This window comes from Acidobacteriota bacterium (genome assembly GCA_030949985.1).
GTDB lineage: Bacteria > Acidobacteriota > Polarisedimenticolia > J045 > J045 > JALTMS01.
The window spans coordinates 42,652-65,250 of the sequence record JAUZRX010000119.1; the positions used below are offsets into that span (position 1 = coordinate 42,652).

Genomic DNA, 22,599 nt, shown 5'->3' on the forward strand with positions numbered 1-22,599 from the left:
ACGCGCCGTTCCGGCAGGCGGTCAACCCATCGAGGCCGCCAAGGCTCCCGCGGGAGGGAAGAAGGAGGGGTTTAGTGCCTGGCATAGGGGTGGCCCTGTTCAGCGGCCAGGGCCCGGTAGAGCTGTTCGAGGAGCACGACGAGGGCCAGTTCGTGGGGCAGGGTCATCGGGCCCAGGGCGAGTTTCAGGTCGGCCGCGGCGAGGGTGGAGGTGTGCAGGCCATCGGGTCCGCCGATGAGGAAGCTCACGCCGCCCCGGCCCCGGGCCTCGAGCAGCCAGCGCTGGAAGGTCGGGGAGTCGAAGCCGCGACCCGAGGCATCGAGGGCCACGGTCAGGCCCCGGCGGCGGCGCAGGTCGGCCAGCGCTTCGCCTTCTTCCCGGCGCCGGAGGGCGGCCGGGGCCTTTTTCGAGGGTGGCACCACGCGCCGTCGGCAGCCGCCGAGGCGCTCGAGGCGGCGCAGGTAGTCCTCTTCCAGGTCGAGCAGGGGACCGCGGCGGGTCCTGCCGACGGTGATCACTTCCAGCCATTCCGCCATGGGGCGCCGCTCCGCTACTCGTCGAGACGGGGGGCGTCCTGCCAGAGGGATTCGAGGCGGAAGAAGTCCCGGGCGCTTTCGGAGAAGACGTGGACGATCACGTCGCCGAAGTCGAGCAGGATCCACTCGGCGCGCTGGAAGCCTTCCGCCCGGGCCTTCCGGCCGAGCTGCTTGCGCACCTCGTGCTGCACTTCTTCGGCCAGGGACTTGACCTGGCGATCGGAGCTGCCGTGGCAGATCACGAAGTGATCGGCGAAGCTGCAGCGGCCGCGCAGGTCGAGGGTCAGGATGTTTTCCGCCTTGCGGGCGGCCAGGGTCTGCTGGATGACGGACAACAGGTCACGGGGGGCTTCGTTCATCCCGGAAGAACTCCTCTCGGGTGTGTAGAGTGCGTGCCGGCGAATGTATTCGAGTACCGCGGGGGCCAGCCCTTCGGGGGCCAGGCCCCGGGCCAGGCGCTCGCGGATGGCGCTGGCAGAGTACGGGCAGGGCTCCATTTCGAGGGGGATCACGGCCCGGCCCTCGACGGGCAGGGGCTGGTCGGGTCGGCGCACGCGGTGATGGTCGCCCGGCCGCAGCGCCTCGAGTCCGGCGGCGCCGGGACGGGCGATCACCGCCAAGTGGGCCAGGGCCTCGATTTCGTCGTGCCGATGCCAGCCGGGCAGGTCGTCGTAGGAGTCGCCGCCGAGGACGAGAAAGATCTCGGCCCCGGGGCGCTCGGCGGCCAGTTCGGCCAGGGTCTGGATGGTGAAGGAGGGGCCTTCCCGTTCGAGTTCACGGTCCGACGCCACCAGCTTCGCCTCGCCTTCGAGGGTGAGCCTCACCATGGCCAGGCGCTGGGCGCCGCTGGCCCGCGGCGTCCCGCGGTGCGGTGGATGGCCGCAGGGGACGACCTCGAGGCGATCGAGGATCAACTGGTCCCGTGCGGCCCGACACGCCGCCAGGTGACCGAGGTGGGGCGGGTCGAAAGTGCCGCCGAAGAGGCCGATGCGCATCAGCCCTCCCCGAGGGCCTGGGCGGCGAAGAGGTGGCGCAGGGTGTCGAGGCCCTGGCCGCTGACAGCGGAGACGGCCACGATGGGCAGGTTCCGCCGTCGGGCCAGGGCTTCGAGGGCTTCGAGGGCCTGGGCATCGTCCATCGCGTCGATCTTGGTCGCCACCAGCAGGCGCTTGCGCCGGGCCAGTTCGGGGTTGTAGGCCTCCAGCTCCCGCTCGAGACCCTCGACGGTGGCCTCGGGGGCGCGCTCGGCGCCCGAGGAGACATCCACCAGGATCGCCAGCGCCCGGCAGCGCTCCACGTGGCGCAGGAAGCGGTCTCCCAGGCCGCGGCCCTGGTGGGCCCCCTCGATCAGCCCCGGAATGTCGGCGACGACGAAGGAGCGGTAGTCGCCGGCGTCCACCACCCCCAGGTGGGGCACCAGGGTGGTGAAGGGGTAGTCGGCGATCTCCGGCTTGGCGGCGGAGATGCGGGAGATCAGGGTACTCTTGCCCGCGTTGGGAAAGCCCACCAGGCCGATGTCGGCCATCAGCTTGAGCACCAGCCTGAGCGTGCGGACCTCGCCCGGCTCTCCGGGTTGGGCGAAGCGGGGAGTCTGCCTCACGGAGTTGGCGAAGTGGGCGTTGCCCTTGCCGCCCCTTCCACCACCGGCGGCGAGGAATCGCTGGCCGGGTTCGACGATGTCCGCCAGCAGTTGTGTGCCGTCCTCGTCGAAGACCTGGGTTCCGGTGGGGACTTTCAGCAGCAGGTCTTCGCCGCCCCGGCCCGTGCGGCGGGACCCCTCGCCGGGGCGTCCCTTGTCGGCGCGGTATTCCTTGCGGAAGCGATAGCGCAGCAGGGTGTTCTCCGACGGGTCGCCGACGAGCCAGACCGAACCCCCCGCGCCCCCGTCACCCCCGGAGGGGCCGCCCTTGGCGACGTACTTCTCCCGGCGGAAGGCGACGCAACCCGCCCCGCCGTCACCGCCGGCGACCGTAATCGTGACTTCGTCGAGGAACATGGTTTCCTCCGGCCGCAGCGCAGGCTTCGAGCCAGAGGTCCCCGGACCTCCGCCGTCAGTCCTGCCTGGGCTCGACGAGAACGTAGCGACCGTGACGACCGCGATCGTGGAAACGCACGACGCCGTCGATCAGGGCGAAGAGGGTGTCGTCCTTACCCCGACCGACGCCTTCGCCGGGGCGGATCGGCGTGCCCCGCTGACGACAGAGAATGTTACCGGCCCTGACGAACTGGCCGGCGAAACGCTTGACGCCCAGGCGCTTGGATTGACTGTCACGACCGTTGCGGGAAGATCCGCCGGCTTTCTTGTGAGCCATGGGGCCTCCTTCAGCTTCCGGCTTCGATCGATTCGATCTTGACCAGGGTGTACCACTGGCGATGACCACGCCGGCGGCGATACATCTTGCGGCGCTTGCGCTTGAAGACCAGTACCTTGCGGTCGCGCTTGTCGCCGAGGACGCGGGCCTTGACCACGGCGCCGTCCACGTGGGGCGCGCCAAGACGCACCTCCTCGCCGGTGGCGACCAGCAGGACCCGTTCGAGACTCACTTCTTCGCCGACGCCGGCAGACAGGCGGTCGACCCGGACGGTTTCACCGGGCGACACGCGGAGTTGGCGGCCGCCGGCGGCGATGACCGCGTAAGACGCGCTCATGATGATGTTTCCTCCAGCAGTGGGCACAACGAAGCAGGGATTCTAGGGGCACTTGGGTGGGACGTCAAATGGGATATCTGGGGGCGGGGATGAGAGCGATCAGCGAAAAATAGACGAATTTGCGCGGCGGGGGGAGCTTGACAGTTGGCTTCCGGACGCGGGAGAACGAGCGCGGAAAAATACTGCAGGCACGAGTCATGATCGGAGGCATGGCGCTACCCGGCCTCTACCTCGCTATCAGAACTGGGCGGGTCCCTGCCGCCGCCCGGAATCGGCACTCCGCACTGCGGAGCGGAGACTGTCCTTCCCGGTGGAGGCGATCAGAAGGAGAACGTGTCCGGATGTGTCCGCCACACCCGCCCGCATGCGGACGCTTCCGGCACCGAAGCCGGCGCTCGGCCGTCGACCTGATCCGGCCCCGCTCTTGCTTGTTCCGGGAGCATGGAATGGCCCGAAAACCCTGGATACCACGCGAGCCCACTCAGCTTGCCGCTTTCGCATGGCCGGGGAGGGGGGCCTCGGAGCGGTCCGCGGCCGTCATTCCCGCTGACGGCCACGCTGTGCGTTGAACCCTTTCGCTGGCGCGCTTGCTCCTCCCGTTGTCACGTGGAGTCGGCTCCGTGGAGTCGTCGCGTCAGGTGCAAGCGCGGTATGGGAGCAGCACGTGCAGGCAGAGTTCAACGAGGAACTCGAGTGGGGCGGAAGCTCTGCTCCTGGCTCCAGTGCGCGGTCGGGGCGCCTTTCGGAGTGGACGGGGGGGCTGCTCTCGAACTCCGGGAGGTCTCCGGGCGTGTGAACGAGCGCGATTCCGGTCGCCTTGGAGTCCCGCCGGGCCGCCGCCCGGCTCACGTCATCCGCAGTGCCGCGCCGAGGATGCCGGGTTCGCTCCGCCGCTCGGGCGGCAGGGTTTCGTGGCCCGGCGATGGCAGCCGGCGATCAGGGCCCCGCGCGGGCGCGGCAACCGCTCGAGGGCTCCGGCGACGCGGAGGACCTCGAGGATTTCGCGCTTCGGGAGTTCGATGTGAGCATCGGCGTGGGCGGGGACGAAGGAAAAGCCGAGTTCGAGAAGGATCTTGCGGATGACGGAGACGAGCACTGATGCTCGTAAGTGATTGTAAACACACCGGGTCAAGATATCCATGCCGTGCTCGACCGCGCCTGAACCCCGCCCCGACCTGCTCCGGTGGCCGAGTCGGCGGCTACGACCGCTTGGTCGTTGCTGTGCCCTGGCTGACGCACGTTGATGCGAGTGGTTTTGAGCCGCTTGCGTATACCGTCAAACCCGGGTTGTGATGGCAGGGTATAACCTTGACGTCAGGCTCTGTTAGTCGTATCTGTTTGGCCTTCGAACATACCGTTCGAACATGCCGAGCGAGAAAGCTCGCGCAGCCGGGAGAAGACGGGAGAAGAACTGATGAAGACCATACTTCGGAGGGCGGCGATTGCCCTGATCGGGTTGCTCGTGGTGAGCCCCGCCTCGGCGGTCGAGAGTTGCGTGAGGTTCGCATCGGGAGTCCAACCCTCTCCCCAGCTACCGGATTACTGCAAGGACGGCTCTTTCCTGGCACTCGACGTTCATCACCTGCTCCGCAGGACCGGGTCTGGTGGCCAGGGCCGCATTCTCGAGGACATCGTACTCCGAAAGCGCCTCGACGCTTCGTCGCCGGGGCTCTGGAGCCTGCTCGACAATCAGAGCAGCCAAGAGGTCACCATCAGTTTCTATCAGACCAACGGCGCCGCGACCGAATTCCGCGCCAGGCTGATCCTCTCGGGCGCCCGAGTCGTCGCCATCGAACCCGCCACGCCGCGGGAATCCGAATTTATCAAAGACCTCGAACGCATCCGCCTGCAATACGACGTCGTCACCCTTGAATACAAGGATGGCTCGAGTTCCGCGATCAGCAGGTAGGCGAGGGGAATGAGGACTCTGTGATGAAAAAGTGGATACTGGCTCTGGCGGTTTGCGGTGCTGTGTGCAGCTTCGCTCTCGGTGCTTACGACAGTTGCGTGCTGGTCGATGACGGCTCGGGCACCGACTGGGTCTCGGACTATCCGGCCCCTCACTGTCGCCGGAGTATCGATGAGATCACTGGCCTGGAGTTCCATCATCTCATGCGATCTGCCACGCGAGGGACCGAGCACGAGAACGTGATCTTTCTCAAAGAACTGGAGGCGACATCGACCCGCTTCTGGGACGCCTACAACAGCTTTCAGATCTTGCCGCGAGTGACGTTCTCGTTCTTTGATCCTGATCCCAGCGGCCGGCTGGTATTGCACCATCAGGTGATTCTCGAGAGGGTTCGGGTGCTGGCCATCGAGCTGATCGACATCGAGCCCACCGACGGCGGCGGCCCACGCCAGCCGCCGCGGGAGCGCATCCGCCTCGAGTACGGCACCATCACCATCGACGTCGACGGCCAGAGCAGAACCTTGACCAATCCCTCCGGCCCGCAGGTCTAGCGACCGTGACCAGCCTGGCGCGAGAGTGGGGCGGTATGCTGGCGATGGTGGGAGTGCTCATCGCCACGATGGCGGGTGTACGCGCCGCCGAATACCAACTGGACTTCGATTACCCCAACCAGGGCGACGACTGGTACGGTCGCGTCCAGGGTGCTGACTTCTCCCGTGACTACCTGGGCACCGAAGCAACGGTCGACACGTTCTCCGATGGAGACGACTATGGCCGGGGTTACGATCCAGCATTTGCCAGCATGGCCCAGAACGTGGAGCTACTGCGCATGCAGCGCCAGCAATTCGGCTATCGCTTCTATTTCGAGCCCACCGCCGAGTGCCTGGCCGCTGCGGACTGCGACGACGGCCTGCCCTGCAATGGGACGGAGTCTTGCGGCGATTTCCAGTGCGCCGCTGGAGCACCGCCGAGCTGCGATGATGGCGACGTGTGCACCGACGATTCGTGCATCGATCCCACCGGTTGCTCCAATACCCTGGTTCCCCCCCCGCTGGAAGTCCCTCAACTCGACCTGAGCCTCGAGAGTTCCGGCAGCACCGTCGCGCGCCTGGCGTGGATGGCTCCCTCCGGGGATGTGGAGCACTACAACGTCTACCGCGGGGAGCAGGTCGCGCTGGGCGATCTGAGCTGTTACGAGAGCGGCATCATGGCCACCGAGTTGCTCGACGACGGCGCCCTGCCGGCATCCGGTCTTTTCGTGCAGCTCGTCTCGTCGTTCAACTGCACCCAGGAGTCGACCCTCGGCAGCGACTCGGCGGGCAACGAGAGGAACAATTCGGCGCCTTGCCCCTGAGCCGGCCTGCGGGTGCGTGTGCTCCCGTTGACTCCGACTCGATACGAGTCGAGTGTCCAAGAGCGCGGGTCGGCTCGAAGCGGGGCGAGCGAACCGACGCGCAGGACGCGTCGCGCGCGGCTCTGCTGATGCCGCTTGACCCTCGTCGCCGAGTGACTCCGGCGGCTGCTCGAAACCCGCGCGCTCCGGATTCGAGAGAAACCGACTCACCCGTCGAATGAGTCCGCGATGCGGGCGATCCGGTCGGGGAGCGCCGGCGCGGCGAGGCCAGGGGGGCGAGAGCGGTAGTCTCGTCGAGCGGGTCGCCGGGCCGGCGCTGCTCGACCCGGGCGCGGAATCGCTCGAGGAAGGCCTCGGCAACGGCCTCGACCAGGATGAAGCTTGGCCGCGATGCGACGCTGTCCCGCGCCGAGAAAGCGCGAGATCACTTCCTGCTCGGCGGCCCTCGTGGGGCGACGGCGAGGGGCCGATTCCCGACCCGCGGAACGACCGGAACCTGTCGAGCCTTGATCCTGAGATCGTTCGTTTTGCCCCGGTTGGTGCCCATTGAGAATGTCGTGCGCGCTCTGTCCCTCCCCCCCCCCCCACCGCTGGAAGCGCGGAGCTTTTACCTTGACCCTCGGGTGACCCTCGGGGCATAGCGCCGTACCTGATGGCGGAGATGCTGATTGCGACTCAGATTCTGGTTACGGGCCTGGCCGCCGCCGGTTGGTGGTGGTGGACCCGCCGCGCCACGGAGGTGACTCCGGAAGGAATCTGATCGCCGCACATCCGCCGATTCCGGCCGCGCCCACCTCCAGCGAGGTGGGTTTTCGTGTGTAGGGGCGTCTCGCCCCGCCGCCCCGGACCGGAAGAGACGACCGTCGCCGCCCGGTGGTATGGGTTCTCCTGGGCCTTAGTCGTGGTCCTCGTGGTCTCCCCTGTAGGCGGGGGCTGGAGAGCCCTCGCCGGGAGAGGTGTAGGCGCTCGCGGCGCCGTGTTCGTAGACAAGGCTGCCGCCCGCCTCGCCGGTTCGATAGCCCAGCCCGAAGACGACGAGGGTTCCGATCGTCGCCGCCACCGCGAGCGCCAGCGATGCTCCCTCTCTCCTGAGGATGGCCGCGCCGACGAAGAGGAGGAGGACCGCGGCGCTCGTCCATACGAACGCCTCCGCCGCCTCCTCGTGGGCCTCGAGGACCGACTCACCGACGATGGGCTCGACCTTCCCTTCTTCTGCCTCGCCCGTCCTCATGGCGACGAACCCGCTGAGGACGAGCATGGTTTGCAAGGCGACCGCTACCAGCCAGGCCCTCTTCGGGAGGAAGCTCCTCCACCAGGCGAGCGCCAGAGAAGCCGCGATCAGCGGCATGAGAACGCCCAGGGCGATGGGCAGATGGACGACCTTCGGGTGAAAGATGAGGCTCTCCATGGCATGCTCCGTGAAAGGTGGGAGTCGTTGGTCCGATGCTAGCGCATTGTGCCCACAGTTGGGGTGAGAGGCCACCCTCCTTTTGCGAACTCCATGGAAAACATAGGGTTACGAGGTCGAAACGACACGGATGGGAGACGGGGCCCCCTCTGGCTGGCGCTCCTCTTCGCGGTCCTCGCAGGGGTCGATCTGTTCTCGGACATACGTGAGGGTACAAACCTTCGGCACGTGATCATCGAGGGGTTCATCGCTTTGACCGGTCTCGCAGCCCTGTCTGCCGAAGGGCTGTCGCCGTGGCGCGGTGTTTTGTCGAGCATCGCGCGCCCCGTGGCGGTGCGGGAGGAGAGAAGGTGGTCCCCGGAAAGGTCGTCGAGAAGGTGGATGAGCTGATCTGCTGTGGATCCCGGCCACTCCACCTCACGGACCCACGAGGTGGCGCTGGATATCTAGCGCTGCTCCGCAGCTTCCTGTCAGCGGCGCAGCGTCCTCCCGGACGTGATCCGGCCGTCTCGGCCGGCAACAGCCCGGCTCCACTCCCAGGCGACCTCGACCCCCTCTCTGGCGACATGCGCGACCGCCTCTACAACGGAGGTTATGGTGGCTTTTCCCCGCCATGCCTCCGCGGGCCAAAGGGACTGGGTCGACGAATTGCAGGAAATCACCCGGCAAATGGGAAGATCGGCGAACCGGCTCCTGTTTCTCTCGGCCGGCGATCTACGCATCCGGACTTTCTTCGAGCCCTCGCCGTGAGCGAGCCCTTTCGCCTGGGTGATGGCGGGCCCTCGGCGCTCAGCGAATCCAGACGGTCTTGATGTTGACGAACTCGCGGATCCCCTCGCGGCCCAGCTCGCGGCCGTAGCCGGAGAGCTTGATGCCTCCGAAGGGCAGGCGGGGGTCGGACTTGACCATGCCGTTGACGAAGGCGGCGCCGGCCTCCATCTGCAGGGCGAAGCGTTCGGCGCGGGCGGTGTCGCCGCTGAACACCGCGGCGCCCAGGCCGAAGGGGGTGTCGTTGGCCAGGCGCAGGGCGTCGGCCTCGTCGGTGGCGCGCAGCACCACCGCCACCGGGCCGAAGAGTTCCTCCTCGTAGGCTCGCATGCCCGGGCGCACGGCGTCGAGGATCGTCGCGGCGTAGAAGGCGCCGGGGCCGGGCAGGGGCTCACCGCCGCAGAGCACCCGGGCGCCGGCGGCCACCGAATCGAGCACCTGCTGGTGGATCTCGTCCCGCAGATCGTGGCGGGCCAGGGGAGCGAGGGTGGTGGTCTCGTCGAGTGGGTCGCCGGGCCGGAGCTGCTCGACCCGGGAGCGGAAGCGCTCGAGGAAGGCCTCGGCGATGGAGTCCACGAGAATGAATCGCTTGGCCGCGATGCAGCTCTGGCCCGCGTTGAGAAAACGCGAAGTCACCCCCTGCTCGACGGCCAGGTCCAGGTCGGCGTCTTCGAGCACCACGAAGGGGTCCGAGCCTCCCAGCTCGAGCACTGTCTTCTTCAGCGCCCGCCCCGCCGCGGCGGCCACCTGCCGGCCGGCGGGATCGGAGCCGGTGAGGGTCACCGCGCGCACCCGCGGATCGGCGATCACCGGCGCCACTTCCGAGGCGCGGATCATCAGCGTGGTGAACGCTCCGTCGGGAGCGCCGGCGGCCTGCCACACGCGCTCGATTTCCACGGCGCAGCGGGGCACGTTCGACGCGTGCTTGAGCAGGCCCACGTTGCCCGCCACGAGGGCCGGTGCGGCGAAGCGGAAGACCTGCCAGAGGGGGAAATTCCAGGGCATCACCGCCAGCACGGCGCCGAGGGGCTGGAAGACCACGTAGCTGCGGCCCGCATCGCTGGCCACGACCTCCGGCTCGAGGTAGGCCGGCCCGTGCTCGGCGTAGTGCTCGCAGACCCAGGCACACTTGTCCACTTCCGCCCGGGCCTCGTTGATGCACTTGCCCATCTCGAGGCTCATGGTGCGCGCCAGTTCCTCCCGCCGGTCGCGCAGCACACCGGCGGCGCGCGAGACGATTCGGCAGCGGTCCCGGAGCGGCGTGGCGGCCCAGGATCGGGCTGTCTCGGCGGCGGTGTCCAGGGCGCTTTCGACCCGTTCTGCGGGCCAGGTCGCCAGGGTTTCCAGGACATCTCCGGTGGCGGGGTTGATCGACTGCAGGCTCATGGTGGGCAGGACTCCAGGGGGCTCAGAAACGCACGGAGAAAAAGAGACTGTAGTGGAAGGTGCTCGAATCGTACTCGTAAGAATACGTGCTGTCTGCGGCGGGGACACGGTAGAGATTGCGCGCGTACTCCATCTCGGTACCCACGGCGTACTGCCCGCGCATGCCGAAGCGATAGCCCACCTGGGGTTGGCAGATCAGCTTGTGCTCGCCGCCCGGAGCCAGCCAGGTGGGCCCCTTGCTCATCAGGCCGGGATAGAAGTCCGGCCACTGCTCGACGACCTGCCACTCCTGCTTCCAGTAGTCGCAGAAGCCGCGGGTGAAGATCTCGTTCTTGCCCGCCCGCCAGGTCTTGAGCCACTCGACGGTGACCTGCCAGCCGTCCTCGTAGGGCCAGTCGTCGCGCACGGTGGCCAGTTGGGGGTAGCCGAAATAGTCGATGTAGGGAATCTCGTACTCTTCGTGGTAGGTCTTGAACTTCTTGCGCAGCAGGTGGACGTCCAGCACGTCGATCGCGCCGCCGCCGAAGCTGAGCACCGTGCCGAAGAGCCACGCCTGGGGAATGAGCTGGTAGCGGCTGTCGGCCAGGCCGTGGTTGTACTGCACCGTCAGGCCCAGGTCGGTCAGCCAGCGGGGCAGGGTCATGCCGGTGGTCTTGCTCAGGCTGAGGATCGGGGCGACCTCCAGGTAGAGCGTGTCGGTCTCTGTCGAGCGATCGGGCTTGAAGTCCACGTCCAGGTAGTAGTTGAACGAACCCCAGGAGGTGAAGCCATTGCCCCGTAGGGTCATCAGGTAGCTGGCGCCCGATCCGTAGTACCAGTCGGGGTTGCGGTCGAAGACGGCGTGAACCTCCACCTCCCCGGTGCCCGCCGCGGCGAAGGGGAGCACGGTGAGAGCGGTGACGAGGGCGAGTCCGGCCAGGGTCCTGGCGATGGTCATGATGGTTTTTCTCCTTTCTTGTCGGTCGGGCGCGCACGCAGCAACGTGGCGACTTCCAGCGAGCCGCCCACGGCGGAGAGGATCCAGATCGGCAGCAGGCTGCCCAGGGTCAGGTAGAGCAGGGCGACGATGCGGCCGGTCAGGAGCAGAACGTTGAACAGCACGAACAGTCCCCAGACCAGGATCCACCCGGCGATGATCGCCGTCCGTTTCATGCGGGTTTCCTCGCGGGAGTCGCCAGGGAGACGGTGACCAGCACCAGCAGGGACAGGCCCATGCCCACGTGGGCGGCGTGCAGCCCGTGCCACAGGGCGTTGGCCGAACCGGCCTGCAGCCAGGCGCCGATGGCCCAGGCGAAGCTCGATCCCGATCCGGAGACCAGTGCGGCGATGGCGCCGGCCGAGGTGGCCCGCGGCCAGTACCAGGCCGCGAGCACCGGCCAGAACAGTCCGCTGACGGCGATCGTCTGGCCGATGATCCAGAGGGGGACGAGCACCGGAATCCACAGGGCCGCGGCAACGCCGAACAGGCCTGTGGCCAGCACGGCCAGCCGGCCGACGCGCACCGGATGCCGCCGGCTCCACGCCCCGGCGACCCGCTCGAGCAGGTCGCTCTGGAGGATCGTCGCGCCGTTCATCAGGAAGGACGACGCGCAGGAGAGCACTGTCATCAGGAAGGAGACCAGCAGGAAAGCGGCCACCCCTGTGCCCACGTGGTTCTGAATGAAATGCAGGTAGACCAGGTCGGATCCGATGTCGTCCGGCAGGTTCAGCCGATCGCTGCGGACCGCCGCGGCGAGCAGCATGCCCGCCAGGAAGGAGACCGCCGTCCAGGGGGAGGAGACCGAGGCGACCACCAGGGCGTTGCGGGAGGTCTTCTGGTCGCGGGCCATGTAGGCCCACTGGTAGAGCCAGGGATCGACGAAGTAGAACAGGCCCATGGAGATCACCCACACCGACAACAGGGCCGGATCGATGCTCCACACGTCGAGGAAGGACGCCGGCAACTCCCGGGTCAAGGCCGCGCCCGCCTCCCGCAGCGAGCCGTGCAGGCCGATCGCCAGCACCAGGAAGAGGAACATCCCCAGGCCCTGGAACAGGGCCTGCAGCCACTGGCTGGTGATCGCCGAGTACTGCCCGCCGAGCATGCTGTAGGCCAGCACCACGCCGGCTCCCAGCAGCACTCCGCTGGCCGTGTCCAGGCCGAAAGCCGCCCGCAGCAGGGTGCCGAGGGCCAGGAACTGCAGGCCGGTGATGAAGGCCGGCCGCAGGTAGGTCAGCACCAGGGCCGGCCCGCGCATCCCCGGCCCGAAGCGCCAGACGAGGAAATCGGCCAGGGTGAATGCCCCGTGCCGGCGGCCGAAGCGATTGATCGCCGGGCCGAAGAAAGCGGCGAACAGGGGTACCGTCAGGCTGGAGACCACGATCAGCCAGATCGACGAGATGCCGCTGGCATAGCCCTCCCCGGTGAACCCCGCCAGCGAGGCCCCACCGATGGAGGCTCCGGTATAGGCGCCGAAGAACAGCCAGAAGCCCACCCCGCGGCCCATCAGCAGGAACTCGCCCCGGGACTCGATCTTCGAAAAGCGTGCTCCCAGCCAGCCGAAAAGCGCGAGCAGCAGCAGCACGCCGACCCAGGCGATGAGGGTCACCTGGTGCCGGTGGGCCGCGCCCAGGGGCTCGGCGGCCAGGGCGAAGAAAATGATGGGGGAGGTGGCGCCCATGGTCCCTCTTTCGTGTTGCAAATCTGCAAAAGTGTGGTAGGTTTGCCCTCTCATGTCAAGGCCTAATCACAACGGAAAGACCGGAGTGCCCCGGGCGCTGGCCACCCTGACCGATCGGCTCGCGGCTCACGCCGAGGGGGCCTGGGTGACCGATACCGCAGGTCGCACCTACCTCGATTTCGCCACCGGCATCGGCACCCTGGCCACCGGTCACCGGCATCCGAAGGTGCTCGCCGCCGTCCGGCGCCAGCTCGACCGGCTGGTGCACACCTGCTACTCCGTGATGCCCTACGAGTCCTACCAGGAGCTGGTCGGGCGGTTGATCGACTTGACTCCGGGCTCGTTCCCCAAGCGGGGGTTGCTGCTCAACTCGGGGGCGGAGGCGGTGGAGAACGCCCTGAAAATCGCGCGGGCCGCCACCGGGCGTCCGGCGGTGCTTTGTTTCGAGGGCGCCTTCCATGGCCGCACGCTGCTGGCCCTGGGGTTGACGAGCAAGACCTCCACCTACAAGCGCGGTTTCGGGCCCTACCCGGGGGAGATCTACCGGGTGCCCTATCCCTACTGCTACCGCTGTCCCGTGGGGCGGGAGCCGGCGACCTGCTCGGTGGACTGCCGGCGTCTGCTCGAAGAGGCCCTGGCGACCCACGTCGACGGCCGGGCCCTGGCGGCGGTGTTGATCGAGCCCCAACTCGGCGAAGGCGGGGGGGCGGTCGCGCCGTTCCCCTTCCTCCAGGCCATCCGGGAGTTGTGTGACCGGACCGGCGCGGTCATGGTGGTCGACGAGGTGCAGACCGGCTTCGGCCGCACAGGATCCCTCTTCGCCGTCGAGCAGGCCGGTGTCGAGCCGGACTTGATGGTGATGGCCAAGTCCCTCGCCTCGGGTTTTCCGATCTCGGCGGTGGTGGGGCGTGCGGAACTGTTCGACGGCATCCAGGTCGGGGGCCTGGGCGGCACCTATGGCGGCAATCCGGTTTCCTGCGCGGCGGCCCTGGCCACCCTGGAGGTGATCGTCGGCCAGCGGCTGCCCGAGCGGGCCCGCCGACTCGGCGCTGTCATGCGCCGCCGCATGCAACTCTGGCAGGAACGCTATCCCGAATACCTCGGCGACCTGCGGGGCCTGGGGGCCATGCTGGCCCTGGAAGTGGTGAGCGACAGGCAGACCCGCCGGCCGCTGCCCGCCCTGGCTCGGGCCTGGAGCCAGGCTTGCCTCGACGAGGGCCTGCTGCTGCTGACCGCCGGGGTGCATGGCAACGTGGTGCGGGTGCTGATCCCGCTGATCATCAGCGACGCCGATCTGAACGAGGGGCTCGAGCGCATGGAGCGCGCCCTGGAGACGGCCGTCGCCTCCCTGGCTCGGGTCGAGGAGACAACCTGATGCGTGCAACGACGCTGGGTCTTTGGACAACGCTGCTGTTCGTGGTGCCGGTGGCCGCCGCCGGGAGCGACGCGGCCGATGAGGTGCGGGTGCGCGTCCTGCCCTCCCGCGTGGATGCGGTGCTGGACCACACCGGCCCCTACACGGGGCTGGCCGATGCGTTCCTCGACCTTCTCGACTGGATCGAGGCCGGGCGCTGGATCCCCGTCGGTCGCGGTGTCGGCGTGTTTCACGACGATCCGACCCGGGTCCCGGCGCCCAAGCTGCGGGCCGAGGCCCGCATCCCGATCAACGTCTACGGCGGCTTCCTGCCCCGGCCGCCGCCGGGAGAAGTGGGGGCGCGCCTCGAGCGCACCGAACCGCTGCTCGTCGCCTCCGCCCTTCACGTGGGGCCCTACGACCGGGTCCTGCCGGTGATCGACCGCATCCTGGGCAGGCTACCGCGGCTGGGCCTGAAGGTGGCCGGCCCCGAAATGGAGCGCTATCTCAACGATCCCGCCGACACGCCCCCGGAGGCCCTCGAGACCGAGGTGCTCTTCCCGGTCGCGCCGCGCCGCAAGAAGGTGGACGTGGGCATCTACGCGGGATGGGGCGGATTTCCCCAAGGTGTCGAGGCGGCCTCCCTGTGCTTCACTGCCGCCGGCTTGAGCGTGCGACCGATCTCGGCGGCCGAGATCAACGACGGATCGTTTGCCCGGAAGATCCGCCTGCTCTACATGCCCGGAGGGTGGGCGGCCCACTACGTGCGCGACATCAAGGACGCAGGGGCCCGCCACATCGAGCGCTTCGTCCGCGAGGGGGGGGGCTACATCGGCATCTGCGCGGGCAGTTATTATGCGGCCCGGCAGATCTCTTGGAGCGGCAAGACGTGGTCCTACGACATCGACCTGTTTCCCGGTGTACCCAGCGGACCGATCCGCAAGATCGCTCCCTGGCCCTACTATGTCACCACCGGGGTGAAGCTCGATACCGGCCACCCGATCACCGCCGGCGGTCCGGCGCGCCGCGTCACTCTCTACTACGGCGGTCCGGTGCTCGAGCCCCGGGAGGGCAGCGGGGTGAAGGTGCTGGGTACCTTCGAGAAGACCGGGCAGCCGGCCATCGTCGCCTTCGAGAAGGGCAAGGGGAAGGTTTTTCTCAGTGCCGTCCACCTGGAGTTCGACCTGACCAGCGAGGTGGACAACACGCCCTGGCCGGAAAACGAAAAGGGCATCGAGGACGACCAGAGCGATTGGGAGATGCTGCAGCGGGCCGCACGCTGGATTCTTGGCGAGCTGCCGGATCGTTGAGCCGATGACCTGCGGCCGGTATGCCGCCGCCCTGGCGGCCCTCGAAAGGGACTGGTCCGGGCAGGTCGCTCTGCTGCAGGAGATGGTGCGTATCCCTTCCGTCGTCGGTGACGAGGGCAAGGTGCAGCGATGGGTTCGCGAGCGTTTCGCGGCGCTCGGTCTCGACGTGCAGGAGATTCTGCTCGGCGAGGAGCGCCTGGCGGCCCATCCCACGGCTTTCGACACGGGGTTTCCCGGCGCCGGACGCCCCAATTTCCGTGGCCGCTGGGCCGGCACGGGCGACGGGCCGTCCCTGGTGCTCAACGCCCACGTGGACGTGGTGCCCGTCGAGCCTGTCGACGCCTGGAGTGTGGATCCCTGGGGCGGCGAGATCCGCGGCGGCAGGCTCTACGGTCGGGGCGCGGCCGACATGAAAGGTGGTTGGATCGCGATCCATGCGGCCCTCGCCGCCTTGCGGGCGAGCGGCTACCGGCCGCCGGGCGATCTCTATTTCGAAAGCGTCGTCGAGGAAGAAGCCGGCGGCGTGCACGGCACGCTGGCCTGTCGCCTCGAACCGATTCCCGCCGACGGGATGATCATCACCGAGCCCCTGTGGACGCACGTCATCGTCGCCCATCCGGGCATTCTCTACTTTCGCCTGCGCGTGGAGGGGCGTTCGACCCATGCGGCCCTGGCCCAGCACGGGGTCAGCGCCCTGCTCGAAGCGCTGCCCATCGTCGCGGCCCTCGAAGCGCTCGACCGGAGCCGGGCCCGGGCCCACCGCCATCCGCTCTTCGAACGCCTGCCCGGCTGCCAGGGGCGCTCGGTGCATCTGAACCTGGGTGTGTGCCGTGCCGGCGACTGGCCTTCGACGGTGCCGGCCGAGGCCGTGATCGAGGCCCGGGTGTCCTACCTGCCCGGCGAAAGCGAGGCCGCCGTGCGGGACGAGATCCTCGAGACGGTGCGCGCCGCGGCCTCGACGCCCTGGCTGGTCGAGCATCCGCCGGAGGTGGAGTGGTTCGGTTGGCGGGGGCAACCCTGGCAACAAGATCCGGCCCATCGTCTCGTGGGCCTGTTGCAGCAGGCCGTGGGTGCCGAGCGGGGTTCCGTGCCGGAAGTGGCGGCCGACACCGCCGGCCTCGATGCCCGCTGGGCGGGCGAGTTCGGCATCCCCTGCGCTGTCTTCGGGCCCTATGGCGAGCAGATCCACGGCGTCGACGAGTGGGTCGATCTGGACAGCATACGGGTGGTCGCGCGGTCCCTGCTGCGCACCATCATCGACTGGCAGCACCCGCGCTGAGCGGCGACCGGCCGGCGGCTCTCAGGGACAGGTGGGCCCCACGCCGCGCTGACCCCAGCCGCCGTCACCGCAGCTGTTGCGGGCGCGTACCAACTGCCAGTTGCCGTTGCCGGGAAGGGGGTCGGCCACGTCGAAGAGTGGCGCGTGGGCCTGGGAGCATAGAGCGCTGTCGAAGCCCTGGTCGGCCCGCAAGGCGGCCAGATCCCCGTGAGAGACGTCGTACACGATGCCCTCGCCGGTGGTGGGGACCTGGTCCTCCCAGATGATGCGGCTGGTACCTTCCCAACTGAGGGTCGGGTCGACAGGGGCGGCCCAGGCGTCGGCGGCGCCGGCGTCACAGTCCAGGGAGTCGGGTGCGCCGTCCGCGTCGCCGTCGGCGGCCAGGGCGACCCAGACCCGGTCGAAGTGGATCGGCTCGCCGGTGCTCGCGGCGTTCTCGAAGTAGATCTCCAGGTTCTCGAGTTCAGCCGGGGTGTCGACTCCCGCGGCCACCAGGTCGTAGGTCAGCACCTCGTCCGTGCGGCCCGCCTGCGGCACCAGTCCGGTGGGGTTCCAGGTATTGCCGTCGATGGTCCACCAGATCTCCTCCGCACCGTTGTAGGCCGCGGTGGTGGAGTACTCCACCTGCAGCACGGCGGAGGGCAGCCCGGCCCGTGTCTTGGCGCCGAATCCGGCAAGGTGAAAAACCTTGGTGGGCTCCACGCTCAGCCTTCCGTCTCCGTAGGCCAGGGCGGTGGGAACATCGCCCCAGGCGTCGTCGTCCTGGGCTTCGGAGATCCACTCGAAAGTCGAATCCCACTGACCGAAGCGGCTGGGCAGCCCTACGCTCGGGCGGGTCGGCGCCGTTGCCGGCGTCCCCGTCAGCGACCAGTTCAGCAGGCTCGCGAAAAGGTCCCACTCGCTGTCCGGGTCGGTGACCGGTCCCGACGCATCGTTGTCGCCGGTGAACATCCAGTCGCGCTCCGAGCCTTCTTCCACTTCCAGGTGCAGGTTGGGGTAGACCGCCCGACCGGCGCCGTAGCCGTGGCGCAACAGGGCCACCCGGCCCTGGTTGGGTCCCGTGTGATCGAAACGGCCGACGGTGGTGCCGGCGGCGATCGGCTCGTGGAAGTAACCCTCTCCCTGGTACCAGGTCTGGTAGCTTCCCGAGGGGATGGAAGGATCGGGGTCGTCGATCAACACCGGCGTGAGGGTGTGGTCGGGGTAGGGGGGCAGGTCCGAGATCGGGCCTTCGAGGATGCCGGGGTAGAGATCGAGGGGATAGTTGAATGAATCCCCGTTCCAGATGATCTCGCTGGCGGCGTAGAACGCCCCGGCGGAGATGCCCAGGTAACCGCCGCCCGCGTTGACGAAGTCGCGGACGATGAACTCGTAGCCACCGAGCTGATGCCAATAGCCGCCGGCCCAGCCACCGGGAAAGAGCACGCCGTCGTAGCGGGACCGATCGAGGTCGGCCCAGTAGATCTCCTGGTCGCGGATCGCCAGGGGTTGATGTCCGGCGTACTCCACCGCCCGCGCCACGGCGGTCAGCAGGCCCGGGTAGGCGCCGCCCTGGTCGCCGTTGTCGTTGGGGCGGCGGGTGGTGTAGACACCGATGCGGCGGCCGCTGGTCGTCTCCGGCAGCAGGTTTTCGGGCCGCCGGTCTTCGCCTCCCGCGCTCCACTCGAGCAGGGAGAGAAAAAGGCCCAAGTCGTGTTCGCCGTCGTAGGAGCGATTGACCCGGTCGTCCCATGCCGTCCAGTCGCCCCACGAGCGCACGTCCATCTCGGGTTGCGCGCTGCACAGCACGCCCCGGCCCGCGCCCCGGGTGAAGCGCAGTATCGCCGGCTGGGACTGCTCCACGTCGTCGGGCCGCCCCGTCGACCACCGGGCCAGGATCTCTCCCGTGCCTCCTTCGAGCCAGGCGCCGCCGAAGCCCACGTAGAGCAGGCGGGTGGCGCCGGCCTGGGAGCCCGCTACCCAGCTCGGCTCGATGGTCACTTCGGCCATCCCGTCGCCCACCGCCCAGGTCGGCCCCACGGCCGTGCCGTCCCAGAGCCCCATGCGGGGATAGTCGGTTCCGTCCCAGCGCTCGGTGGTCGCCGCGTAACGGGCCGCCGAGCCCAGGGCCAGCAGGCCGCCGCCGGACTGGACGAAGTCGATGATGATCGGATCGCGCCCGGCGTCGCCCAGTTGCTGCTGGTAGTACGACGTGTAGCCCCGCTGGCCATCGGGGAGGATGAGCACGTCGAAGTGGTCGGTGGTCAGCAGGCCCAGGTCCAGGTCCTCGTTGGTCACCGACAGGGGCTGGTGCCCCCCGGCGGCCACGGCCCGGGCCACCGCCAGCAGACTCTCTCCGTTGGTGCCGGATTCGGCGTAGATGGCCACCCGCAGGCTCTGGGCCTGGACGCTGAGGGCACCGGGTGCCGTGAGAATCGCCGCCGCGGCAACGACAAGTGATTGAATAGAAGTAAGTTGTCTTTTCATCGGGTGGGCTCCCGTGGAGAGTGTTGGCCGATATTATTGCAACTGTACTGTAGATTACTCTTCGCGGCCACCTAAAATGTCCGCCTTTCTTGACCGGCCCCGGCGGACCCTCCAGACTGGCTGGCGATGGGCGAGAAGAATCCTGGACCCCTGTTGCGAATCGGCGAGGCGGCGGCTCTGGTGGGCGTCAGTCCCTCGACTCTGCGCTTCTGGGAGAAGGAAGGGCTGATCACGCCGATTCGACACGGCGGGCCGACCCGCTACTACAGCCCCGAGCTGATCGAGCGCCTGCGGGCCATCCACCGGCTCAAGACCGACGAAGGACTCAACGCCTCGGGGGTGCGTCGGGTGCTCGACGCCGAGTCTTCTGCTGGAGGCCGCGGTCCGGGCGAGCCCGAGCATCCCGGCCGTCGCATCCGTGACCGCCGCCTGGGCCGCCACCTCACCCTGCGCCAGCTCGCCCGCCGATCGGGCCTGTCGGCGTCGTTTCTCTCGTCGGTCGAGCAGGGCAAGGCCAATCCTTCCCTCGGAGCGTTGCGCCGCATCTCCGAAGCCCTCGAGACCACCACCCAGCGGCTCTTCGGAATGCGGGACGCCGGTTCGTGCCGGGTGGTGCGCCCCGCCGACCGGGTGCATCTCGAGGCGCGGGAGCCCTCGATGCGTCTCGAATTGCTCGCCCGCGACGGCAGCCGACTTCAGCCGCACTTGGTGACGATTCCCCCCGGGGGCGGCAGCGGCGAGAGCTACACCCATGCCGGCGAGGAGTTTCTCTACGTGTTCGAGGGCTGCGTCGAGGTGACCCTCGATGAAATCGAGATTCATCTCCTCGAGGAGGGTGACGCGATGATCTTTCCCTCGGATCTGGCCCACCGGCTCCGCAATCCCGGCGATACCACCGCCCGCGCGCTGTGGATCAATACGCCGCCGACCTTCTGAGGCCCCGCGGACCCTCCCGCCCCGTCTCCGGCGCCGCGCGGCTCAGGCGTGGGTCGTGGCGGGTGTTCCGGCCTTCAGCCGCGAGAGGGATTGTTTGACCAGGGCCTTGAGAGTTTCCACCACACCGATGCCCTGGGGGGCGACAGCCTCGAAGACGGGCTCGTTGCGGCAGCGGAGGGCGGTGACGAGCTGGTCGACGGGCAGGGCCGTGGGCAGGTCGCGCTTGTTGAGCTGCAGGACGTACGGAATCGTCTCGAAGTCCAGGCCGTTTTCCTCCAGGTTCAGCTTGAGGTTGCGCAGGGACTCGATGTTGGCCTCGAAGCGGGCGGCCTGGGAGTCGGCCACGAAGGCGACCCCGTCGGCGCCCTTGAGGATCAGCTTGCGGGAAGCGTCGTAGAAGATCTGGCCCGGTACCGTGTAGAGCTGGAAGCGGGTGGAGAAGCCGCGGATCTTGCCCAGGCTCAGGGGCAGCAGGTCGAAGAAGAGGGTCCTCTCCGACTCGGTGGCCAGTGTGACCATCTTGCCCTTCGCTTCGCGCTGGGTGTTCTGGTAGATCCACTGGAGATTGGTGGTCTTTCCGCCCAGGCCCGGCCCGTAGTAGACCAGCTTGCAGGTGATTTCCCGGGCTGCGTAGTTGATGAATGGCATGGCGGTCAGATCCTGTCGCCGAAGAGGCTGTCGATATCGTCGTCGGTGATCTCCGCCATGGGCGCGCCGACAGGCCCTTCGCTTTCGGCGGCCTTGCGGGATTTCTCGAGCATGGTTTCGAAGACGTGGGTGATCTCGGGGGTGATCTGCCGCACGCGCAGCCGCACGAGGCCCAGGGAAGAGCGTTCGTCGAAGGTCACCAGCAGGATGCCCATCCGGCCCACCGACGAGATATGCAGGTGCTCCCGGTCTCCCTCGTGGTAGAGGCTGGTGAAGCTCTCTTCGCCGATCATCGAGGCCAGCCCCTCGGTGGCGGCCACGTTCCCGGCGGCCAGGGAGGCCAGGGCGGTGCGGTCCACGCCGGGCAAATCTCCCGCCGAGGCGATGGGCTGGCCGTTGCGGTCGATCAGGGCCACGAAGCGCGAGTTCGAATCCCGCAACAGCCTCTCGGCCAGCGCGGTCACCCTGAGGAATTCCTCTTCGTGAAGGATCAGGTCGCTTGCAACCATCGACGTCTCCGCACGGCGCGCAAAAACCCCGTCGGCGCGAATCTAGGGTCCACCGCGCTGGGGGGCAAACTTCCCCGGGGGAGGTCAGAGAGCCTGGCGGCCTTCCAGGGCCCGGGCCAGGGTACTGCGGTCGACGTAGTCCAGTTCTCCGCCGACGGGAAGCCCCGTGGCGGGACGCGTGACCGTCAGGTCGCGGCCCTCCAGACGGCGGGCGATGTAGAGCGCCGTGGCCTCCCCCTCCACCGTGGGGTTGGTGGCCAGGATCACCTCGCCGACCTCGCCTTCCGCCAGCCGGGAGAGCAGCGCCTCGATGCGAAGATCTTCGGGCCCGATCGAACGCAGGGGGGAGATCGCGCCGCCCAGCACGTGGTAGAGCCCGTGAAAGGCCCCCGAGCGTTCGATGGCGATCACGTTGTCCGGTTGCTCCACCACGCAGATCACGCCCTGGTCCCTGCGGGCGTCCCGGCAGATTCCGCATGTCGCCGAATCGGCCAGATGGCCGCAGATCGAGCAGTGGCGAAGGGAGCCGGGCAGGGCCTCGATGGCCGCGGCCAGGGCCCGGACCTCTCCCACCTCCGCCCGGGCCAGATGGAAGGCCAGGCGCTGGGCGCTGCGGGGGCCGATGCCGGGCAGCCGGGTGAGCAGGCCGATCAGCCGTTCGAGGGGTTCGGGCCAGGGGGACATGGGAGAGCCGTCAGAGGCCCATACCGGGGGGCAGGCCGAGCATCCCCGCCAGGTCGCTCATTTTCTTCTCCACTTCGGCCTGGGCCGTGCGCTGGGCATCGCTGATCGCGGCCAGCACCAGGTCCGCCACTTCCGAGGCATCGGCGTCTTCGAGAGCCTCGGGGGAGAGCACCAGGTCGAGGACGTTCTTGTTGCCGTCCACCAGGGCCTTGACGATGCCCCCTCCGGAACTGCCTTCGACTCGCAGGGCGGCGATGTCTTCCTGCATCTTGGCCTGGGCCTTCTGGGCCTTGGCCAGTATCTTTTCCATCTTTCCCGGGGGGAACATCGTCACGTCTCCTTAGCTGCCCTCAGCGGGCTGGGTGTCGATCACGACTGCGCCGAACTGGTCGAACAGAGCCTTGACCACGGGATCTTTTCGCGCCCGGTCCATCAGCTCTCGGCGGCTGACGCGTGGCGCCGGTGTGGCGCTCTCGCCCCGGGTCTCGATGACCACCTCCCGGGGCTTCCGGCCGGTGACGTTCTCGGCGGCCTGGGTCAGGGCCGCCCGGGCCGCCTCGGAGCCGAGTCGGGCCTGCCAGAGGTTGGCCGTCTCGGGCGCCAGGGCCAGGATCAGTCGCCCCGCCTCGTCCAGGCCGGCTTCCGTCGCCTTGGCCAGGGAGGGCGCCAGAGAGGGCCTGAGGGTACGGATCTCGAGCACGAGCCGATCGAGCAGGCTGTCGCCGACGCCCGTGCTGCGGGAC

24 protein-coding genes are annotated in these 22,599 nt (G+C 68.3%); 8 read left to right on the forward strand and 16 right to left on the reverse strand.

The window, feature by feature from the left end:
• Positions 1 to 71 precede the first annotated feature (71 nt).
• The 5 genes from Q9Q40_15365 to rplU are packed head-to-tail and all read right to left on the reverse strand — an operon-like array spanning position 72 to position 3,185.
• The gene (locus Q9Q40_15365; protein MDQ7008599.1) at positions 72 to 536 is read right to left on the reverse strand and encodes a 23S rRNA (pseudouridine(1915)-N(3))-methyltransferase RlmH; all 465 of its coding nucleotides are present in this window, start codon (positions 534 to 536) and stop codon (positions 72 to 74) included.
• 14 nt (positions 537 to 550) lie between these two features.
• Positions 551 to 1,531: a nicotinate (nicotinamide) nucleotide adenylyltransferase gene (gene nadD / locus Q9Q40_15370; protein MDQ7008600.1), complete on the reverse strand. Its 981-nt coding sequence runs from the start codon at positions 1,529 to 1,531 to the stop codon at positions 551 to 553.
• On the reverse strand, positions 1,531 to 2,532 hold the full coding sequence (obgE, locus tag Q9Q40_15375; GenBank protein MDQ7008601.1) for a GTPase ObgE: 1,002 nt from the start codon (positions 2,530 to 2,532) through the stop codon (positions 1,531 to 1,533). Before obgE ends, nadD begins: the two co-directional genes overlap by 1 nt.
• A 55-nt stretch (positions 2,533 to 2,587) precedes the next feature.
• A complete protein-coding gene (gene rpmA, locus Q9Q40_15380; GenBank protein ID MDQ7008602.1) occupies positions 2,588 to 2,848 on the reverse strand; it encodes a 50S ribosomal protein L27 in 261 nt (86 codons plus the stop codon).
• A 10-nt stretch (positions 2,849 to 2,858) separates the two neighbouring features.
• The gene (gene rplU / locus Q9Q40_15385; GenBank protein MDQ7008603.1) at positions 2,859 to 3,185 is read right to left on the reverse strand and encodes a 50S ribosomal protein L21; all 327 of its coding nucleotides are present in this window, start codon (positions 3,183 to 3,185) and stop codon (positions 2,859 to 2,861) included.
• Between the two features lie 922 nt (positions 3,186 to 4,107).
• Between rplU and Q9Q40_15390 the strand changes: the two genes are divergently transcribed.
• The 4 genes from Q9Q40_15390 (at position 4,108) to Q9Q40_15405 (ending at position 6,448) form a co-directional block, all read left to right on the forward strand.
• A complete protein-coding gene (locus Q9Q40_15390; protein ID MDQ7008604.1) occupies positions 4,108 to 4,284 on the forward strand; it encodes a hypothetical protein in 177 nt (58 codons plus the stop codon).
• Between the two features lie 315 nt (positions 4,285 to 4,599).
• Entirely contained in the window at positions 4,600 to 5,094 is a 495-nt protein-coding gene (locus Q9Q40_15395) for a type VI secretion system tube protein Hcp (GenBank protein MDQ7008605.1), read from the forward strand.
• Positions 5,095 to 5,117: 23 nt separating this feature from the next.
• Entirely contained in the window at positions 5,118 to 5,645 is a 528-nt protein-coding gene (locus Q9Q40_15400; protein ID MDQ7008606.1) for a type VI secretion system tube protein Hcp, read from the forward strand.
• 5 nt (positions 5,646 to 5,650) lie between these two features.
• Positions 5,651 to 6,448 (forward strand): hypothetical protein, encoded by a 798-nt coding sequence (locus Q9Q40_15405; protein ID MDQ7008607.1) that lies wholly within the window; start codon positions 5,651 to 5,653, stop codon positions 6,446 to 6,448.
• Between the two features lie 895 nt (positions 6,449 to 7,343).
• Here Q9Q40_15405 and Q9Q40_15410 read toward each other — a convergent pair.
• From Q9Q40_15410 to Q9Q40_15430, 5 genes are all read right to left on the reverse strand, one after another.
• Complete coding sequence (locus tag Q9Q40_15410) at positions 7,344 to 7,856, reverse strand: hypothetical protein (protein ID MDQ7008608.1); 513 nt, start codon at positions 7,854 to 7,856, stop codon at positions 7,344 to 7,346.
• A gap of 789 nt (positions 7,857 to 8,645) precedes the next feature.
• Positions 8,646 to 10,010 (reverse strand): NAD-dependent succinate-semialdehyde dehydrogenase, encoded by a 1,365-nt coding sequence (locus tag Q9Q40_15415; GenBank protein ID MDQ7008609.1) that lies wholly within the window; start codon positions 10,008 to 10,010, stop codon positions 8,646 to 8,648.
• A 22-nt stretch (positions 10,011 to 10,032) separates the two neighbouring features.
• A complete protein-coding gene (locus Q9Q40_15420; protein ID MDQ7008610.1) occupies positions 10,033 to 10,947 on the reverse strand; it encodes a hypothetical protein in 915 nt (304 codons plus the stop codon).
• Positions 10,944 to 11,162, reverse strand: coding sequence for a hypothetical protein (locus Q9Q40_15425; GenBank protein MDQ7008611.1), 219 nt, complete (start codon positions 11,160 to 11,162; stop codon positions 10,944 to 10,946). The genes Q9Q40_15420 and Q9Q40_15425 overlap by 4 nt, the downstream gene beginning before the upstream one ends.
• Positions 11,159 to 12,670: a sodium:solute symporter family protein gene (locus Q9Q40_15430; protein MDQ7008612.1), complete on the reverse strand. Its 1,512-nt coding sequence runs from the start codon at positions 12,668 to 12,670 to the stop codon at positions 11,159 to 11,161. The genes Q9Q40_15425 and Q9Q40_15430 overlap by 4 nt, the downstream gene beginning before the upstream one ends.
• Positions 12,671 to 12,755: 85 nt before the next feature.
• Between Q9Q40_15430 and Q9Q40_15435 the strand changes: the two genes are divergently transcribed.
• The 3 genes from Q9Q40_15435 to Q9Q40_15445 are packed head-to-tail and all read left to right on the forward strand — an operon-like array spanning position 12,756 to position 16,613.
• The gene (locus Q9Q40_15435; GenBank protein MDQ7008613.1) at positions 12,756 to 14,045 is read left to right on the forward strand and encodes an aspartate aminotransferase family protein; all 1,290 of its coding nucleotides are present in this window, start codon (positions 12,756 to 12,758) and stop codon (positions 14,043 to 14,045) included.
• The gene (locus tag Q9Q40_15440; GenBank protein ID MDQ7008614.1) at positions 14,045 to 15,334 is read left to right on the forward strand and encodes a BPL-N domain-containing protein; all 1,290 of its coding nucleotides are present in this window, start codon (positions 14,045 to 14,047) and stop codon (positions 15,332 to 15,334) included. The genes Q9Q40_15435 and Q9Q40_15440 overlap by 1 nt, the downstream gene beginning before the upstream one ends.
• Before the next feature lie 4 nt (positions 15,335 to 15,338).
• Complete coding sequence (locus Q9Q40_15445) at positions 15,339 to 16,613, forward strand: ArgE/DapE family deacylase (protein ID MDQ7008615.1); 1,275 nt, start codon at positions 15,339 to 15,341, stop codon at positions 16,611 to 16,613.
• Between the two features lie 21 nt (positions 16,614 to 16,634).
• Here the strand turns inward: Q9Q40_15445 and Q9Q40_15450 are convergent, their stop codons facing one another.
• The gene (locus tag Q9Q40_15450; GenBank protein ID MDQ7008616.1) at positions 16,635 to 19,079 is read right to left on the reverse strand and encodes a BPL-N domain-containing protein; all 2,445 of its coding nucleotides are present in this window, start codon (positions 19,077 to 19,079) and stop codon (positions 16,635 to 16,637) included.
• A 153-nt stretch (positions 19,080 to 19,232) separates the two neighbouring features.
• On the opposite strand from Q9Q40_15450, the gene Q9Q40_15455 reads away from it, so the two are divergent.
• The gene (locus Q9Q40_15455) at positions 19,233 to 20,015 is read left to right on the forward strand and encodes a MerR family transcriptional regulator (GenBank protein MDQ7008617.1); all 783 of its coding nucleotides are present in this window, start codon (positions 19,233 to 19,235) and stop codon (positions 20,013 to 20,015) included.
• 42 nt (positions 20,016 to 20,057) lie between these two features.
• Here Q9Q40_15455 and Q9Q40_15460 read toward each other — a convergent pair whose 3' ends face one another.
• The 5 genes from Q9Q40_15460 to Q9Q40_15480 form a co-directional block, all read right to left on the reverse strand.
• A complete protein-coding gene (locus tag Q9Q40_15460) occupies positions 20,058 to 20,663 on the reverse strand; it encodes a GTPase domain-containing protein (protein ID MDQ7008618.1) in 606 nt (201 codons plus the stop codon).
• A gap of 5 nt (positions 20,664 to 20,668) precedes the next feature.
• Positions 20,669 to 21,172, reverse strand: a complete 504-nt coding sequence (locus tag Q9Q40_15465) for a roadblock/LC7 domain-containing protein (protein MDQ7008619.1) — start codon at positions 21,170 to 21,172, stop codon at positions 20,669 to 20,671.
• A gap of 84 nt (positions 21,173 to 21,256) precedes the next feature.
• Complete coding sequence (gene recR / locus Q9Q40_15470; protein MDQ7008620.1) at positions 21,257 to 21,856, reverse strand: recombination mediator RecR; 600 nt, start codon at positions 21,854 to 21,856, stop codon at positions 21,257 to 21,259.
• A gap of 10 nt (positions 21,857 to 21,866) precedes the next feature.
• Positions 21,867 to 22,184, reverse strand: a complete 318-nt coding sequence (locus Q9Q40_15475; protein MDQ7008621.1) for a YbaB/EbfC family nucleoid-associated protein — start codon at positions 22,182 to 22,184, stop codon at positions 21,867 to 21,869.
• Positions 22,185 to 22,196: 12 nt separating this feature from the next.
• Positions 22,197 to 22,599: hypothetical protein (locus Q9Q40_15480; protein MDQ7008622.1), on the reverse strand; the 403-nt coding region annotated here is incomplete at its 5' end.